Annotated in this window: 14 protein-coding genes and 2 pseudogenes; 9 read left to right on the forward strand and 7 right to left on the reverse strand. The window is 73.9% G+C overall.

Going from position 1 to position 15,737, the window contains the following annotated elements; translation table 11 throughout:
- Positions 1-484, forward strand: a pseudogene (locus AB0D08_RS36990) (hypothetical protein); the annotation flags it as partial.
- A 36-nt stretch (positions 485-520) separates the two neighbouring features.
- On the opposite strand, the gene AB0D08_RS36995 reads toward AB0D08_RS36990, so the two are convergent.
- From AB0D08_RS36995 to AB0D08_RS37005, 3 genes are all read right to left on the reverse strand, one after another.
- Entirely contained in the window at positions 521-1,549 is a 1,029-nt protein-coding gene (locus AB0D08_RS36995) for an alanine racemase (RefSeq protein WP_359894726.1), read from the reverse strand.
- A 45-nt stretch (positions 1,550-1,594) separates the two neighbouring features.
- A complete protein-coding gene (locus AB0D08_RS37000) occupies positions 1,595-2,713 on the reverse strand; it encodes a peptidoglycan bridge formation glycyltransferase FemA/FemB family protein (RefSeq protein WP_033821228.1) in 1,119 nt (372 codons plus the stop codon).
- Between the two features lie 199 nt (positions 2,714-2,912).
- On the reverse strand, positions 2,913-3,209 hold the full coding sequence (locus tag AB0D08_RS37005) for a hypothetical protein (RefSeq protein ID WP_033821229.1): 297 nt from the start codon (positions 3,207-3,209) through the stop codon (positions 2,913-2,915).
- A gap of 327 nt (positions 3,210-3,536) precedes the next feature.
- On the opposite strand from AB0D08_RS37005, the gene rpsF reads away from it, so the two are divergent.
- From rpsF to rplI, 4 genes are all read left to right on the forward strand, one after another.
- Positions 3,537-3,827 carry a 30S ribosomal protein S6 gene (gene rpsF, locus AB0D08_RS37010; RefSeq protein ID WP_033821230.1) on the forward strand — a complete coding sequence of 97 codons (291 nt, stop codon included), beginning with the start codon at positions 3,537-3,539 and terminating at the stop codon, positions 3,825-3,827.
- Between the two features lie 103 nt (positions 3,828-3,930).
- Positions 3,931-4,542 (forward strand): single-stranded DNA-binding protein, encoded by a 612-nt coding sequence (locus AB0D08_RS37015; protein ID WP_033821231.1) that lies wholly within the window; start codon positions 3,931-3,933, stop codon positions 4,540-4,542.
- A gap of 115 nt (positions 4,543-4,657) precedes the next feature.
- A complete protein-coding gene (rpsR, locus tag AB0D08_RS37020; RefSeq protein WP_033821237.1) occupies positions 4,658-4,894 on the forward strand; it encodes a 30S ribosomal protein S18 in 237 nt (78 codons plus the stop codon).
- A gap of 17 nt (positions 4,895-4,911) precedes the next feature.
- Entirely contained in the window at positions 4,912-5,358 is a 447-nt protein-coding gene (gene rplI, locus AB0D08_RS37025; RefSeq protein WP_033821232.1) for a 50S ribosomal protein L9, read from the forward strand.
- A gap of 133 nt (positions 5,359-5,491) precedes the next feature.
- On the opposite strand, the gene AB0D08_RS37030 is transcribed toward rplI, so the two are convergent.
- On the reverse strand, positions 5,492-6,820 hold the full coding sequence (locus tag AB0D08_RS37030) for an MATE family efflux transporter (protein WP_033821233.1): 1,329 nt from the start codon (positions 6,818-6,820) through the stop codon (positions 5,492-5,494).
- 577 nt (positions 6,821-7,397) lie between these two features.
- Here AB0D08_RS37030 and dnaB point away from each other — a divergent pair.
- Entirely contained in the window at positions 7,398-8,891 is a 1,494-nt protein-coding gene (gene dnaB, locus AB0D08_RS37035; RefSeq protein ID WP_051812739.1) for a replicative DNA helicase, read from the forward strand.
- 31 nt (positions 8,892-8,922) lie between these two features.
- Here the strand turns inward: dnaB and AB0D08_RS37040 are convergent, their stop codons facing one another.
- Positions 8,923-9,870 carry an NADP-dependent oxidoreductase gene (locus AB0D08_RS37040; protein ID WP_359894729.1) on the reverse strand — a complete coding sequence of 316 codons (948 nt, stop codon included), beginning with the start codon at positions 9,868-9,870 and terminating at the stop codon, positions 8,923-8,925.
- Between the two features lie 137 nt (positions 9,871-10,007).
- Positions 10,008-11,201, reverse strand: a complete 1,194-nt coding sequence (gene manA / locus AB0D08_RS37045) for a mannose-6-phosphate isomerase, class I (RefSeq protein WP_033821235.1) — start codon at positions 11,199-11,201, stop codon at positions 10,008-10,010.
- Positions 11,202-11,438: 237 nt separating this feature from the next.
- Between manA and AB0D08_RS37050 the strand changes: the two genes are divergently transcribed.
- The 3 genes and pseudogenes from AB0D08_RS37050 (at position 11,439) to AB0D08_RS37060 (ending at position 14,617) form a co-directional block, all read left to right on the forward strand.
- Complete coding sequence (locus AB0D08_RS37050; RefSeq protein WP_051812733.1) at positions 11,439-12,389, forward strand: MBL fold metallo-hydrolase; 951 nt, start codon at positions 11,439-11,441, stop codon at positions 12,387-12,389.
- A gap of 65 nt (positions 12,390-12,454) precedes the next feature.
- Positions 12,455-13,147 (forward strand): annotated as a pseudogene (locus AB0D08_RS37055) (NTP transferase domain-containing protein); the annotation flags it as partial.
- Between the two features lie 357 nt (positions 13,148-13,504).
- Complete coding sequence (locus AB0D08_RS37060) at positions 13,505-14,617, forward strand: molybdopterin molybdotransferase MoeA (protein ID WP_359894732.1); 1,113 nt, start codon at positions 13,505-13,507, stop codon at positions 14,615-14,617.
- 23 nt (positions 14,618-14,640) lie between these two features.
- On the opposite strand, the gene AB0D08_RS37065 is transcribed toward AB0D08_RS37060, so the two are convergent.
- Complete coding sequence (locus AB0D08_RS37065) at positions 14,641-15,729, reverse strand: potassium channel family protein (protein ID WP_359894734.1); 1,089 nt, start codon at positions 15,727-15,729, stop codon at positions 14,641-14,643.
- Between the last annotated feature and the right edge of the window lie 8 nt (positions 15,730-15,737).

Consider the following 15,737-nt stretch of genomic DNA (forward strand, 5'->3'; position numbering starts at 1 on the left):
GGTCGCCGCCTTCGTGCTGACCAACAAGGTCTACTCGCCGCAGTACGTGCTCTGGCTGATCCCGCTGGCCGCGCTGGCCCGCCCGCGCTGGCGCGACTTCCTGATCTGGCAGGCCTGCGAGGCGCTGTACTTCCTCGGCGTCTGGTCGTACCTGGCCTTCATCGGCGACGCCAAGCAGCACGGCATCGGCCAGGACTGGTACCACGTGGCGATCGTGCTGCACCTGGCCGGCACGCTCTACCTGTGCTTCATGGTGGTCCGCGACATCCTCCACCCGGACCGCGACCCGGTCCGCTGGGACGGCAGCGACGACCCGTCCGGCGGCGTCCTGGACTTCACCTCCGACGCGTTCGTCCTCGGCACCGCCCGGCGGCTGCGCGAGGAGGAGACGTACGCGCAGTTCGCCCCCGAGGGCGAGCCGGACTGGCTGACCCCGGACGGCGGTCCGGCGGTACACCTGGGGAAGCCGGCCGACACCTCCTGAGCGGCCCGGCGCGCAACGAGCGGCGCCGTCGGCGGCTCAGCGGTCGGCGACCCGGTCGAAGTGGGTCGTGGTGTGACGGACGTTCAGGGCCAGCTCGTCCCCGATCGCCGGGGGCTTGTGGTCGGACGGCAGGAACAGGATCGACACCTGCATGTGCGGCGGCTCCGCGAACCACAGCTGCCGTCCGTCCCAGGCGTACGGGGACAGGGTCCGGTTGACCGTCGCCAGGCCGGCCCGGGCCAGCCCCTTGGCCCGCGGCACCACGCCGTGGACGTACTTGGGGGCCTCCAGTCCCACCCCGTGCGCGGTGCCGCCGGTGACCACCAGCAGGTGGCCGTCGGAGGGGGCCCGGTGCTGGCGGTAGCCGTACCGATCGCCGCGGCCGACCGGGGTCACGTCCAGCACGGTCGCCACCGCCTGCAGCGCGTCGACGTCGCCGAGCCACAGCCGGGTGCCGATCCGGGAGCGGAAGGCGGTGTCCGGGAACTGCCGCCGCAGCCGGGTCACGTCCGCCGCGGCCAGGTGGCTGAGGAAGACCGACGCGGCCGGCAGCCCGGCCGCGGTGATCGCGGTCACCCAGGCGGCGACCTCGGCCACCGGGTCGGAGCCGTCCGGGCGGTCGAGCGGCAGGTGCAGCGCGAAGCCCTCCAGCGCCCGCCCGTCCAGGGCGAGGCGGCCCAGGTCGGCCGTGGCGATGCCGTGCCGGCGCATGGAGGTCATGCACTCCACCACCACCCGGGAGCCGGCCGGCAGCGCGGGCAGCACCTCCGGGTGCGAGACCGTGCGGACCGTCCGGTCCCGCGGTCCCGCCTCCGGTTCGCCGGCCCGCAGCGGGGTGAGCACCAGCAGGTCGCCCGGGAACGCCCCGGCCACCGCGTCCGCCTCCGCGCCGGTGCCGACCGCGAGCAGCGGGACCCCCAGCCGGGCCGCCTCCTCGGCGAGCCGGACGTTCCCGAGGCCGTACCCGTTGCCCTTGGCGACCGGCACCAGGCCGGGGAACTCGGCCAGGACGGACTGCTGGTGGGCCCGCCAGCGGGCGGTCTCCACGGACAACGTGAGGGTCATTCGTGCTCCCCGGGTGGTTCGGTGGTCGGTCAGCCGAGCGGCATGTCAGCGCCGGGACATGTAGAGGTCCAGCGCCTTGTGCAGCAGCTTGTTCAGCGGGAAGTCCCACTCACCCAGGTACTCGGCGGCCTGGCCGCCGGTGCCCAGCTTGAACTGGATCAGCCCGAACAGGTAGTCGTCCTCGTCCAGCGTGTCGCTGATCCCGCGCAGGTCGTAGAGGCTGCCGCCGAGCGCGTAGGCGTCGCGGATCATCCGCCACTGGATCGCGTTGGACGGCTTGACCTCGCGCTTGTGGTTGGCGGAGGCGCCGTAGGAGTACCAGACGTGCTCGCCGACGGTCAGCATGGTGGTCGCGGCCAGCGGCTCGCCCTCGTGGTACGCGATGTACAGCCGCATCCGGTCCGGGTCCTCGGCGCTCAGCGCCTTCCACATCCGCTGGAAGTAGGCCAGCGGGCGCGGGGTGAAGTGGTCCCGCTCGGCGGTGACCAGGTACAGCCGGTGGAAGACCGCCAGGTCGTCGTAGCCGCCCTGGACCACCTCGACGCCGCTCTTCTCGGCCTTCTTGATGTTGCGCCGCCAGAGCTGGTTGAAGCCGCGCTGGACGTCGTCCAGCGAGCGGTTGGCCAGCGGCACCTGGAACACGTACCGCGGCTGGACGTCGCCGAAGCCCGCGCCGCCGTCCTCGCCCTGCAGCCAGCCGGCCCTGCGCAGCCGGTCGGCCACCTCGAAGGCGCGCGGCTCGTACCAGTCCGGGTCGACGTCGCGCAGCCGCTTGGCCTCCCGCCCGGCGATCGCCTCCTTGATGGTCGGGGCGTCCCAGCGGCGGATCACCACCGGCGGGCCCATCTTCACCGAGAACGCGCCCTGCGACTTGAGGTGGGCCAGCATCGGCGCCAGCCACCGGTCCAGGTCCTCGTCGAACCAGTCGATCACCGGTCCCTCGGGCAGGTAGGCCAGGTAGCGCTTGAGCTTGGGCAGCTGCCGGTAGAGCACCAGCCCCGCGCCGACCAGCTCGCCGCCCTCGTCGAACCAGCCGAGGCTCTCGGAGCGCCACTCCGCCTTCACGTCGGCCCAGGAGGGTACCTGCATGTGGCTGGCGGAGGGCCGGTTCCGGACGAAGGCGAGGTGCTCCTCGCGGGTGATGGTCCTCAGGCGCAGGCTCATACTCGGGTGCTCCTCCTCGGTGGGCCGTTCCAGGGTTTGACCCTATCGCCCGAATGGTCCGTTTCTGGTGGGGTGCGTCGGACACGACGCGGCCCTCCTTGCGGACCTCTGCAAGGTATCTACGCAAGGAGGGCAACGAAGGTTACGGCGCCGGCGCCGAGTCAGCCGGTGGATCGGAGCTCGGCGGCCGGCGCGCGCCTCACCACATACCGCCGTGGGCGATGCCCAGGTAGAAGCCGATCGCGGACATGCCGAGCGAGATGACCAGCACGAACCGCTCGGCCGTGGTCACCGAGACGAACTGGCCCCACAGGGCGACGGCGATGCCGAACAGGCCGGCCCAGGAGCTGAGCAGGTGCACGCTGTAGAACCAGCAGCTGATGAACGCCACCAGGCCGAGCACGGCGGCGATGCCGACCAGGGTGTTCTCCCGCGGGTGCGGCTGGCCGTCGGTGTTGAGGGTGAACGCGGGCATCCGGTGACCGGTCTGTGCCATGAGGACCCACCTCCGTCGGAGGAGGCACGCCCTCGGTGGGGGCATGCCGTTCTGTCCAGATTGCTGCCGTATGGCGCGGATCACAACCCCTGCGTGTCCGGTCCCCGGGAGGTGGGCGTTTGGTTGGGCCGTCCGGGGCCAGGTAGGCTGTGCGGTCTGCACTGGTGTAGTTGTGCCCTTTCATGCCCGTTCGCGGGGATGAGGGGCCGGATTGTCGGACCCCCTCGCTACGGTGGGGCGGTCGGTCACTCCTCCGGTGCCGACGCTGCACAACCCTCCTGCCACGGAGAGACCGTGGCCGTTGAGTCCAAAGGAGGTGGGTTTCACATGCGTCACTACGAGCTGATGGTCATCCTCGACCCCTCGGTCGAGGAGCGTGCCGTCTCCCCCCTGATCGAGAACTTCCTCAACGTCGTCCGCACCGCGGGCGGCAAGGTGGAGAAGATCGACACCTGGGGCCGGCGCCGTCTGGCTTACGAGATCAACAAGCAGTCCGAGGGCATCTACTCGGTCATCGACCTGAAGGCCACGCCTGAGGTCGTCAAGGAGCTCGACCGTCAGCTGAGCCTGAGCGAGTCGGTTCTGCGGACCAAGGTCCTGCGCCCGGACACCCACTGAGCCACCTCTGACGCCTCCGGGCGCCAGATGGTTCACGTCCGATGTTTCACGTGAAACATCGTGACGAGCACCGCAGAACTCCGTTCCGAGAGGTCACCACACCATGGCAGGCGAGACCGTCATCACCCTCGTCGGCAATCTCGTCGACGACCCCGAGCTGCGCTTCACCCCGTCGGGTGCGGCGGTCGCGAAGTTCCGTATCGCGTCCACCCCGCGCACCTTCGACCGTCAGACGAACGAGTGGAAGGACGGCGAGAGCCTCTTCCTCACGTGCAACGTCTGGCGTCAGCCGGCGGAGAACGTGGCCGAGTCGCTGCAGCGCGGCATGCGCGTGATCGTGCAGGGCCGACTGCGCCAGCGGTCTTACGAGACCAAGGAAGGCGAGAAGCGGACGGTCTTCGAGGTCGAGGTCGACGAGGTCGGCCCGAGCCTGCGCTCGGCCACCGCCAAGGTCACCCGCGCCAACCGCTCCGGCGGCCCCGGCGGTCAGGGTGGTTCCGGCGGCGGCTACGGCGGCCAGCAGGGCGGCGGCGGGTACGGCGGCGGCAACCAGGGTGGCGGTGGCTGGGGTGGAAACTCCGGCGGCGGCCAGTCCGGCCCGTCCGACGACCCCTGGGCGTCCAGCGCTCCCTCTGGTGGAAACCAGGGCGGCGGCGGTGGCGGCGGCTGGGGAGCCCCGTCCGGTGGCGGCTTCTCGGAAGAGCCTCCGTTCTAAGCGGTACTGAAGCGGTGCGCGCCGGGTCCCTCGGGGCCCAGGCATGCTGAGAGATTTCGTGCGGTCCGCCGGTGTTTTTGCAGGCACCCGGACCGTCAACCAAATGGAGCACATGATGGCGAAGCCGCCTGCTCGCAAGCCGAAGAAGAAGGTTTGCGTCTTCTGCAAGGACAAGGTCACGTACGTCGACTACAAGGACACCAACCTGCTGCGGAAGTTCATTTCCGACCGCGGGAAGATCCGTGCCCGTCGAGTGACCGGCAACTGCACCCAGCACCAGCGTGACGTCGCCACGGCCGTGAAGAACAGCCGTGAGATGGCGCTGCTGCCCTACACCTCCACCACGCGCTAAGAGAGGGTGACCGAAGAATGAAGATCATCCTCACTCACGAGGTCCCCGGTCTCGGCAGCGCCGGCGAGGTCGTCGAGGTCAAGGACGGGTACGCCCGTAACTTCCTGGTTCCGCGTGGCTTCGCCATCCGCTGGACCAAGGGTGGCCAGAAGGACGTCGACGCGATCCGTCGCGCCCGCAAGATCCACTCGATCCAGACCCTCGAGGCCGCCAACGAGGTCAAGGCCAAGCTCGAGGGCCTGCAGATCAAGCTGGCCGTCCGCTCGGGCGACGCCGGCCGTCTGTTCGGCTCGGTGACCCAGGCCGACGTCGTCGACGCCATCAAGGCCGCCGACGGCCCGGTCGTGGACAAGCGCGCCGTCGCGATCGCCTCGCCGATCAAGACCGTGGGCACCCACAAGGTCTCGGTCAAGCTGCACAGCGACGTCCAGGCCAACCTCGACGTCAACGTCGTGGCTGCCTGAACGGCCCAGCGCCAGTGAGGTGAGCGGCGGCTCCCCGGAGCCGCCGCCACCGAAGCCCGAGGGCCGGACCCCTTCTCGGAGGGGTCCGGCCCTCGGTGCGTCCGCACCCGGCCGCTGAGCCGCGCGCCGGGCGTCAGGCCCGGACGGCTCCGGTGACCAGCCAGCCGCCGCCGCGCACCCGCAGGACCAGGAAGGCGGCGCGGACCAGCATGAACAGGTTCATCGCCCACCACAGCGAGGTCAGCCCGCCGCCCAGGGCCGGTACCGCCAGCGCCACCGGGGCGAACACCGCGAGGGTCACCGCGGCCGCGCCGGCCAGGTAGCGGCCGTCCCCGGCGCCCATCAGCACCCCGTCCAGGACGAAGACCACGCCCCCGACCGGCTGGGTGAGCGCCGCCAGCACCAGCACCAGGGTCAGCTGGTGGCGGACCGCCGGGTCGGCGGTGAACAGCGGCACGTACAGCGGTGCGGCCACGGCCATCAGCAGTCCGAGCAGCGCGCCCGAGCCGATGCCCCACTCGACCATCCTGCGGGTGGCCGCCCGGGTGCCGGGGACGTCCCCCGCACCCAGGTAACGGCCGATGATCGCCTGGCCGGCGATGGCGATGGCGTCCAGGGCGAAGGCCAGGAAGGTCCACACCGTCATGGCGATCTGGTGCGCGGCGACCTCGGTGTCGCCCAGTGTGGCGGCCACCGCGGTGGCGATCAGCAGCACGCCGCGCAGGCTCACGGTCCTGACCAGCAGCGGGCCGCCGGCCTTGGCGCAGGCCCGGATGCCGGCCCGGTCGGGCCGCAGTCCGGCGCCCTCGCGGCGGGCGCCGCGGACCACCACCAGCAGGTAGGCGGCGGCCATCGCGTTCTGCGCGATGACGGTGCCCCAGGCCGAGCCCGCCACCCCGAGCCCGGCGCCGTACACCAGTCCGAGGTTGAGCAGGATGTTGGCGGTGAACCCGCCGACCGCCACCACCAGCGGGGTCCTGGTGTCCTGCAGTCCCCGCAGCACTCCGGTGGCCGCCAGCACCATCAGCATCGCGGGGATGCCCAGGGCGCTGATCCGCAGGTAGCTCACCGCGTACGGGGCGGCGGTCGGCGAGGCCCCCAGTGCCTCTGCGGCCTGCGGGGCGAGTGCCAGGGTGAGCGCCACCATGCCCACCGAGAGCAGCAGGGCCAGCCAGATGCCGTCGACGCCCTGCTGGACGGCGGCCCGGCGGTCGCCGGCGCCGATCCGCCGGGCGACCGCCGCGGTGGTGGCGTACGCCAGGAACACGAAGACCCCGGTCGCGGTGGTCAGCGCGGCCGAGGCCACGCCCAGCCCGGCCAGCTGGGCGGTGCCGAGGTGGCCGACGATCGCGGAGTCGGCCAGCAGGAAGAGCGGCTCGGCGACCAGCGCGCCGAACGCGGGGACCGCCAGCGTGAGGATCTCGCGGTCGTGCCCGCGACGGTGGGCGGTGGGGGTGGTCATGGGGTCAGCCTACTCATCCACAGGTAAGTGATGAATATGGCCTTGACCACTTACTCGAAATCCGGAGCGACGAGCCGCGGACGGTGTGGACGGCCGGCTCCGCGGCGACTGCACGGTGTGTGTGAAGTTTTTCTCATGCACAGCCCCCGTAAGGGGTTATCGCAGGTCAGCGAGTTGACACCGGGGCGATCGTGTGGTTATCCACAGAGGTGTCCACAGGGTTGCCCACAGGTTTGGGCGGGTTCTCCACAGGAGTGGTCCGGTTATCCACATGGCCTGTGGATAACCATGTTGGCCGATCGCCCGCGGGCCCCGTAGCGTGGACGCCGCCCCGACTCCACCTGCCCGGCGACACCGCCCGGCCCGGAGCGGAAGTGTCGGCCCGCTGGCGTAAGAAGGACAGGACGCGCCACCGGCACGGCAGCACCAACTCGCTCCACACTCGCTGATCGGGGAAAGACGCGTGACCGGCCCCCAGTACGACGACCACGACGTGCCGCCGCCGCCGGAGGACGACTGGCAGCCCTCCGACGACGCCTTCCCCGGCGACCCCTTCCCCGACGTCCCCGGCGACCGCCTGCCGGTCTCCCGGCAGCGCCGGGACGGCGGCGGCGCGCCCGGCACCCCGGGCGGCTCCCGGGGGGGCTTCCAGGGCGGCAAGGGCGGAAAGGGCGGCGAGGTGGCCCGTCGGGGCCGTGACGAGGCCGACCGCGCCGAGGAGCGCTCCGCCGGTGGCGACGGCTTCGAGCGGGTGCCCCCGCAGGACCTCGCCGCCGAGCAGTCCGTCCTCGGCGGCATGCTGCTGTCCAAGGACGCCATCGCCGACGTGGTCGAGGTGCTCAAGCCGGCCGACTACTACCGGCCGGCCCACGAACTGATCCACGGCGCCATCCTCGACCTCTACGCCCGCGGCGAGCCCGCCGACCCGATCACCGTCGCGGGTGAGCTGACCAAGCGCGGCGAGCTCACCCGGGTCGGCGGCCCCGGCTACCTGCACACGCTGGTCAACTCCGTCCCCACCGCGGCCAACGCCGAGTACTACGCGGAGATCGTCCACGAGCGTGCCGTCCTGCGGCGCCTGGTCGAGGCGGGCACCCGGATCGCGGGCATGGGCTACGCCGCCGAGGGCGACGTCGACGAGATCGTGAACGCGGCCCAGGCCGAGATCTACGCCGTCACCGAGCAGCGCACCAACGAGGACTACGCCCCGCTCGCCGACATCATGGAGGGCGCCCTCGACGAGATCGAGGCGATCGGCTCCCGGGCCGGTCAGATGTCCGGCGTACCGACCGGCTTCGCCGACCTCGACTCGCTGACCAACGGGCTGCACCCCGGCCAGATGATCGTCATCGCGGCCCGGCCCGCGATGGGTAAGTCCACCCTGGCGCTGGACTTCGCGCGGGCCTGCTCGATCCACAACAACCTGCCGAGCGTGATCTTCTCGCTCGAAATGGGGCGCAACGAGATCGCCATGCGCCTGCTGTCGGCCGAGGCCCGGGTCGCGCTGCACCACATGCGCTCCGGCAACATGACCGACGAGGACTGGACCAGGGTCGCCCGCCGGATGCCGGACGTCACCAACGCGCCGCTGTACATCGACGATTCGCCGAACCTGTCGATGATGGAGATCCGCGCCAAGTGCCGCCGGCTCAAGCAGCGCCAGGACCTGAAGCTGGTCGTCATCGACTACCTCCAGCTGATGCAGTCCGGCGGCTCGCGGCGGGCCGAGAGCCGCCAGCAGGAGGTCTCCGACATGTCCCGGAACCTGAAGCTGCTGGCCAAGGAGCTAGAACTCCCGGTGATCGCGCTCTCCCAGCTGAACCGTGGTCCCGAGCAGCGCACCGACAAGAAGCCGATGGTCTCCGACCTGCGTGAATCCGGCTCGATCGAGCAGGACGCCGACATGGTCATCCTGCTGCACCGCGAGGACGCCTACGAGAAGGAGTCCCCCCGCGCGGGCGAGGCCGACCTGATCGTCGCCAAGCACCGTAACGGCCCCACGGCCACCATCACGGTCGCCTTCCAGGGCCACTACTCCCGCTTCGTCGACATGACCCGGGACGTCACCTGACCCGCGGCGCAGGACCGGCCCCGCGGCGGGGTCACACCGTGAGGACGACGGCGCCCCGGACACCGCCCCGGGCCGCGTGGGCGTGGGCTGCCGCGACCTGGTCGAGCGGGTAGGCGGCGGCGATCCTCGTGGTGAGGGCCCCGCCCTCGGCGAGCTCGGCGAGGGCGGCGAGCCCGCCGCCGTCCGGCCGGACGTCCACCACGTGCACCCGGATGCCGCGCTCGGGCGCGGGCGCGGCCGGCGGGCGGACGGCGAGAAAGAGGCCGTCGGCGCGGACCGCCGCGAGCAGCGGTGCGCCGGTGAGCGCGGTGTCGAGGACGGCGTCGACGCCCGCGGGGACCAGCTCCCGAACGGCCGCCGCGGTGTCGGCGCCGTCCTCTGCGCCCTCGACGAACTCGGCTCCGAGGGCGAGCAGTTGGCCGCGGTCGCCGGCCCGGGCGACCGCGATCACCCGCAGGCCGCGGTGCAGGGCGAGCTGGGTGGCGAAGTGCCCGACGCCGCCGGCCGCGCCGGTGACCAGCAGCGTGCCGCCCTCGCGCAGGCCGATGGTGTCGGCGGCGGTGTCGAGCGCCTGGAGCGCGGTGAGCCCGTTGAGCGGAAGGGTCACGGCCTCGGCGGCGGTCAGCCCGGCCGGCGCGGGGGCGACGGCGTCGGCGGGCAGGACCGCCTGGTCGCCGTGGGTGCCGTTGCGGCTGGCGAACCAGTGGATCAGCCCGATCACCCGGTCGCCCGGCCGCACGCTTTCGACGCCCGCGCCGACGGCGTCGACCACCCCGGCGGTGTCCCAGCCGAGCCGGTAGGCGCTCTGCTCGGGCAGCAGCGCGGCGAGGTGGCCGGCCCGGACGGCGAGGTCGGCGGGGTGCACGGCGAGCGCCTCGTTGCGGATCCGGACCTGGCCCGGACCGGGGACCGGCAGGTCGGTCCGCGCGATCCGGGCCTGCTCCGGCCCGCCGAACGTGGTGACGAGGACTGCGCGCATCGGTGCGCTCCTTCTCCCTGGGTGCTTCCTGGTGACGTGTTCGAGACTGTCACCGGCGCGCGGGGGGCAGGAGAGGCGTCTTCAGCCAGGGATCGCCGGTCCCGGGCAGGCGCACCCGCAGGGGTCGGGGTGGTGGCTCAGAGGGTGACGGTGGCGCGGAAGACCTCCGCGCCGGGGCCGGTCAGCTCGGTGTCCGTGCCGGTGGCGGGGAGGAAGGCGGACTCGCCCCGGGCGAGGGTCAGGACCGTGCCGTCGGCCGCGGTCAGGCGGGCGGCGCCGGAGGTGCACAGCAGGATCTGCGGGGCGCCTCCGTCGAGCCGCCGGGGTTCGGCGTCGAGGGTGTAGCGGGAGAAGCGGAACTCGTCGATCGGCACGGGGTAGTGGCGCTCGCCGTCGGGGCCGGGCCCGGGGCTCAGGACCTGCGGCCGTTCGGCCCGGAACTCGACCACCCGCAGCAGCTCCGGCACGTCCACGTGCTTGGGGGTGAGGCCGCAGCGGAGCACGTTGTCGGAGTTGGCCATCAGCTCGACGCCGGTGCCGCGCAGGTAGGCGTGCGGGACGCCGGCGCCCAGGTAGAGCGCCTCGCCGGGCCGCAGCACGACGTGGTTGAGCAGCAGCGCGGCCAGCAGGCCGGTGTCGCCGGGGTGGTTGCGGGCGGCGAAGGCGTACCCGGCCATGGCACCGCCGGGGTCCTGCGCGGCGGCGGCCGTGACGGCGTCGGCGACGTCCGCGACCAGGGCGTCGGCGGCGGCGCCGGTCATGGTCAGGACGGTGGCGAGGGTGCTGCTCAGGGCCTCGGCCTCGGGCTTGCCGCGCAGGGTCTCGATCAGCGGGTCCAGCGCGGGGACGCCCAGCGAGGCCATCAGGTCGGCCGCCTCGGCGGGCCGGCGGAAACCGCAGAGTCCTTCGAACTCGTCCAGGGCGCAGATGAGTTCGGGCTTGTGGTTGGCGTCCTTGTAGTTCCGCTCGGGGGCGTCCAGCGGGATCCGGCGGCGCTCCTCGTCGGCGAAGCCGGCCCGGGCCTGGGCGAGGGTGGGGTGCGCCTGCATGGACAGCGGGATGCCGGCGGCCAGCACCTTGAAGAGGAACGGCAGGGTGGGGCCGAACTTGGCGACCGCCGCGGCGCCGAGTTCGCCGGCCGGGTCGGCGGCGATCACCTCGGTCAGCGGGCGGGGGCCGTCACCACGGTCGACCAGCGACGGCGAGCCGGGGTGGGCACCCATCCAGAGCTCGGCCTGCGGCGCACCGGTGGGCTCCTGGCCGAGCAGGTCGGGAATGGCGGTGGCCGATCCCCAGGCGTAGGGGCGGACCGAGTTGCGAAGCCTGTCCATGGTGGTGTTCCCGATCCGTCCTCTGCCGGAGCCCGTTCCAGCCGCTCGGCCGGTCACCGCGCCTGCTGGGCCGGTGAGCGTCAGACTCTAGCCCAGCCCGGCGTACGCGTGGTGGCGGGTGGCCCGGCGCCGGGACCCACCCGCCCGGGCGCGCCTAACCGGCATTCCCGGCGGCTTCCTCCCAAGCTGGTAGCGCACGGGGCCGCGCGGGCCCGCCGCGCCGACCAGGGAGCCGAAGTGACGCCGTCACCGCCCGAGGGGACCGCCGGACCGGGCCGAGCGGACCACGGACAGCCACCGGTCCGGCTGCTCGAGGTCGACGTCTTCACCGGTCCGGAGACCGCCTTCTTCGCCACCTCCAGCCTGATCATGGGTGAGCGCTCCGCCATCCTGGTCGACGCCCAGCTCACCCGGACCGCGGGGCGCGAGCTGGCCGAGTGGGTGGCCGGCAAGAACCGCCAGCTGCTGGCGATCGTGGTGACCCACCAGCACCCGGACCACTACTTCGGGGCGGAGGAGGTGCTGCGGCTGTTCCCGTCCGCGCAGCTGCTGGCCGCCCCGTCGGTGGTGGCGGGGATCGCGCACACCGCGGCCGCCAAGGTCGCCCAGTGGAAGCCGGTGTACGGCGCCGACATCCCGGACCAGCCGCTGGTCCCGGCCCCGCTGCTGCCGCAGCCGCTGATGATCGACCGCCAGCTGATCAGGGTGCTGCCGCTCGGCCAGGGCGACTGCGACGGCTCCACCGCGGTGCACGTCCCCAGCATCGGCACGGTGATCGCCGGTGACTTCGCCTACAACGGCACCCACGTCTGGACCGCCGACACCGACCCCGGTCAGCGGGCCCGGTGGGTGGCGAACCTGGACCGGATCGCCGAACTCGGCGTGGTCCGGGTGGTGGCCGGTCACCGGGCGCCCGGCGCGGACGACGACGCGCAGCGGGTGCTCGGCTTCACCGCCGGGTACCTGCGCGACTTCGACCTGGCGCTCGCCGCGCACCCGCACGACGCCGAGGCGCTGGCCGCCGCCGTCAACGAGCGCTACGGCGGGCTGACGCTGCCCGTGATGCTGGAGCTCGGCGCGGCGGCGGCCACCGCGCCCCGGACGGCCGAGCTGCGGCGGCTGGAACCGCACGAGCACGAGCCGGACCAGGACGGGATCGTCGACGCGGAGATCGTCGAGGACCCGTGAGCCCGGAGCCGTGAGCCCGGAGCCGGGCCCCGCCGGGCAGGCCGCGGGCGGACGATACTGGGCGCATGACGACTGGGGACGGGGCTCCCGGGCCCGCGGCCGGGTACGACGCGGTGGTGCTGGCCGGTGGCGCGGCGGCCCGGCTGGGCGGGGCGGACAAGCCGGGGCTGACGGTCGGCGGCCGCAGTCTGCTGGACCGGGTGGTGGCGGCGTGCGAGGGGGCGGACCGGATCGTGGTGGTCGGCCCCCAGCGGGCGACCGCGGGGGTGCGGTGGGCCCGGGAGGAGCCGCCGGGCGGCGGGCCGGTGGCGGCCGTGGCCGCCGGGCTGGCGCAGGTCACCGCGGACCGGGTGCTGCTGCTCGCCGCCGACCTGCCGTTCCTGGACCGCCGCACGCTGGAGTGCCTGCTCGCCGCCCTGGACGACCCAGCTCCGGACAACCCCGCCCTTGACGACCCCGCCCTTGACGACCCCGCTCCGGGCGACCCGGCACCGGACGGCCCGGCACCGGACGGCCCGGCCGGGGAGCACCCCCGCGCCGAGGCCGCACTGCTGGTCGACGCGGCCGGCCGGGAGCAGCCGCTGACCGCCGCGTACCGGACGGCGGCGCTGCGCCGCGCCCTGGCCGGGCTGGGCGATCCCGCCGGGCGTCCGCTGCGCCGGCTGCTGGCGCCGCTGCGCACCGTACGGCTGGCCGACCCGGACCGGGTCGCGTACGACTGCGACACCTGGGCGGAGCTGGCGGCGGCCCGGCAGCGGGACGCGCTCACGGCGGGCGGCCCGGACGGGTGAGCGGCCCGACCCGTGAACGTCACCGCCCCGGCGCGGCAGGGCCGCCCGGATCGGGCAGCATGGGGCTATGGAGCGCACGCTGGATGACTGGATCGCCGGGGCCGGCCCAGGGCCGGGCGACGGCCCGCAGGCCGGCCGGCCGGGGCCGCCCGGCCACGCCGGGGCGGTCGCACCCGGGCCGACCGGGCCGACCGGGCCGACCGGGCGCCGCCTGGCCGGCGGGGACCGGCCGTGACCGCGCTCACCGACCAGGACCGGGAGACCGCCGCCGGCGCGGAGGTCCTGCGGGACTGCCCGTGGCCCAGGGCGCGGCGGACGGCCCGGCTGGCGGCCGGGCGGGCGCTGCCGGCCCGCGCCGTCGACCTGGCGGCGGCACTCGGGCACACCCTCGCCGAGCCGCTGGCCGCGCTCACCGACCTGCCGGCCTTCGACACCTCCGCGATGGACGGCTGGGCGGTGGCCGGACCGGGCCCGTGGCAGGCGGCCGGCCGGGTGCTGGCCGGGCCCGCCGCGGCGGTGGCGCTGGCGGACGGCACCGCGGTGGAGATCGCCACCGGCGCCCAGCTGCCCGCGGGGGCGACCGGGGTGGTCCGGCGCGAGCACGGCCGGCTGGAGCGCGGGCGGCTGTACGCCACCACCCCGGCCCCCGGCCAGGACGTGCGGCCGCGCGGCCAGGAGTGCCGCCGGGGCGAGGAGCTGCTGCCGGCCGGCCGGGTGGTGACCCCGGCGGTGCTGGGGCTCGCGGCCGCGGCCGGCCACGACCGCCTCACCGTGCACCGGCGGCCCACGGTCGAACTGCTGGTGCTCGGCGACGAGCTGCTGGACTCCGGGCTGCCGGGGCCGGGACTGGTCCGGGACGCGCTGGGCCCGCTGCTGACGCCGTGGCTGGCCTCGGCGGGCGCCGAACTCATCGCCCGCCGGCAGATCCGGGACGACTTCGCGCTGCTGCGCGACGCGGTGCGGCGTTCGCCCGCCGACGTGGTGGTGACGACCGGCGGCACCGCCGCCGGCCCGGTCGACTTCCTGCACCCCGCGCTGGCGCAGGCCCGGGCCCGGCTGCTGGTGGACGGCGTGGCGGTCCGGCCGGGGCACCCGATGCTGCTGGCGGCGCTGCCGGACGGCCGCCACCTGGTCGGGCTGCCGGGCAATCCGCTGGCCGCGGTGGCGGGGGCGGTGACGCTGGCCCTGCCGCTGCTGGACACCCTGAGCGGGCGGCCGGTGCCCGCCCACCGGGTCGAACGGGCCGCGGTCGATCTGCCGGGCCACCCGCGGGACACCCGGCTGCTGCCCGTGGTGCGGACCGACGAGGGCGTGGCCGCGCTGGCCTTCGACGGGCCCGCGATGCTGCGCGGGCTGGCGCTGGCCGAGGCGCTGGCGGTGGTGGTGCCCGGCGGGGTGGCCGCGGGCGGCCGGGTGGAGCTGCTGCCGGTACCGTGAACGGGCCCCACCGGCGGGGCGGCTCAGGGCCGGGCGGGCGCGATCACGATGACCCGGTCGGTCGACTTCAGGGTGGCGGCCTCCGGCTCGGTGTACTTGAGCACCCGGCGCCCGCGCACCACGGCGACCACCAGGTCGGCGCACTCGCGCGGGCTGCGGCCCGCCTCGGCCCTGGTGACCGGGCGCTCGAACACGTCCAGGCCGTTGCCGTAGGTGAGCAGGTCCTCCATCACCGCTCCGGCGTGCGGGCTGAGGGTCGACATGCCGAGCAGCCGGCCGGCCGAACTGGAGCTGGTGACCACCACGTCGGCGCCGCTGTGCCGCAGCAGCGGGGCGTTCTCGTCCTCGCGGACGGCGGCGACCACGGTGGCGCTCTTGGTGAGCTGGCGGATGGTCAGGGTGATCAGCGCCGCGGTGTCGTCGCGTTCCGGGGTGACCACCACCTGGGCGGCCAGCGGGAGTTGTGCCCGTAGCAGGGTCTCGGTGCGGGTGGCGTCGCCGACCACCCCGGTCAGCCCGTGCAGCGACGCCTGCTCGACCACCTTGCGCTGCGGGTCGACCACCACGATCGACTCCTTCGGCACGCCCTGGCCGAGCAGCGTGTCCACCGCGCTGCGGCCCTTGGTGCCGTACCCGATCACGACGGTGTGCTCGCGCACGCTCGACCTCCAGCGTTCGATCCGCCACTGGTGGCGGCTGCGTTCGGTGAGCACCTCCAGGGTGGTGCCGACCAGGATGATCAGGAAGACCACCCGCAGCGGAGTGATCGCCAGGATGTTGGTCAGCCGGGCGGCGTCGCTGACCGGGGTGATGTCGCCGTAGCCGGTGGTGGAGAGGGTGACGGTGGCGTAGTACGCGCAGTCGAGCAGGTCCAGCGGGCCGTCCGAGTTGTCGCTGTAGCCGCTGCGGTCGAGCCAGACCACCAGGGTGGTGACGGCCAGCACGGCGATCGCCATCAGCAGCCGCAGGGCGACCTGGCGGATCGGCGGGGTGGGGGTGCGGGTCGGCAGCAGGACGCGCTGCGTGGTGTCGAGGTCCGGTCCGCCGTCCTGCCGCCGGGACGGCCTCTCGACGGCCCCGGACAGTACGGCGAGCGAGGCGGCGACCGGCAGCGGACGCC

It is taken from the genome of Kitasatospora sp. NPDC048540 (assembly GCF_040651175.1).
Classification (GTDB): Bacteria; Actinomycetota; Actinomycetes; order Streptomycetales; family Streptomycetaceae; genus Kitasatospora.

Coding starts and splice junctions, on each gene's coding strand:
- AB0D08_RS36995 (WP_359894726.1), bottom strand. CDS start 1,549: ATGACCCTCACGTTGTCCGTGGAGACCGCCCGCTGGCGGGCCCACCAG.
- AB0D08_RS37000 (WP_033821228.1), bottom strand. CDS start 2,713: ATGAGCCTGCGCCTGAGGACCATCACCCGCGAGGAGCACCTCGCCTTC.
- AB0D08_RS37005 (WP_033821229.1), bottom strand. CDS start 3,209: ATGGCACAGACCGGTCACCGGATGCCCGCGTTCACCCTCAACACCGAC.
- rpsF (WP_033821230.1), top strand. CDS start 3,537: ATGCGTCACTACGAGCTGATGGTCATCCTCGACCCCTCGGTCGAGGAG.
- AB0D08_RS37015 (WP_033821231.1), top strand. CDS start 3,931: ATGGCAGGCGAGACCGTCATCACCCTCGTCGGCAATCTCGTCGACGAC.
- rpsR (WP_033821237.1), top strand. CDS start 4,658: ATGGCGAAGCCGCCTGCTCGCAAGCCGAAGAAGAAGGTTTGCGTCTTC.
- rplI (WP_033821232.1), top strand. CDS start 4,912: ATGAAGATCATCCTCACTCACGAGGTCCCCGGTCTCGGCAGCGCCGGC.
- AB0D08_RS37030 (WP_033821233.1), bottom strand. CDS start 6,820: ATGACCACCCCCACCGCCCACCGTCGCGGGCACGACCGCGAGATCCTC.
- AB0D08_RS37040 (WP_359894729.1), bottom strand. CDS start 9,870: ATGCGCGCAGTCCTCGTCACCACGTTCGGCGGGCCGGAGCAGGCCCGG.
- manA (WP_033821235.1), bottom strand. CDS start 11,201: ATGGACAGGCTTCGCAACTCGGTCCGCCCCTACGCCTGGGGATCGGCC.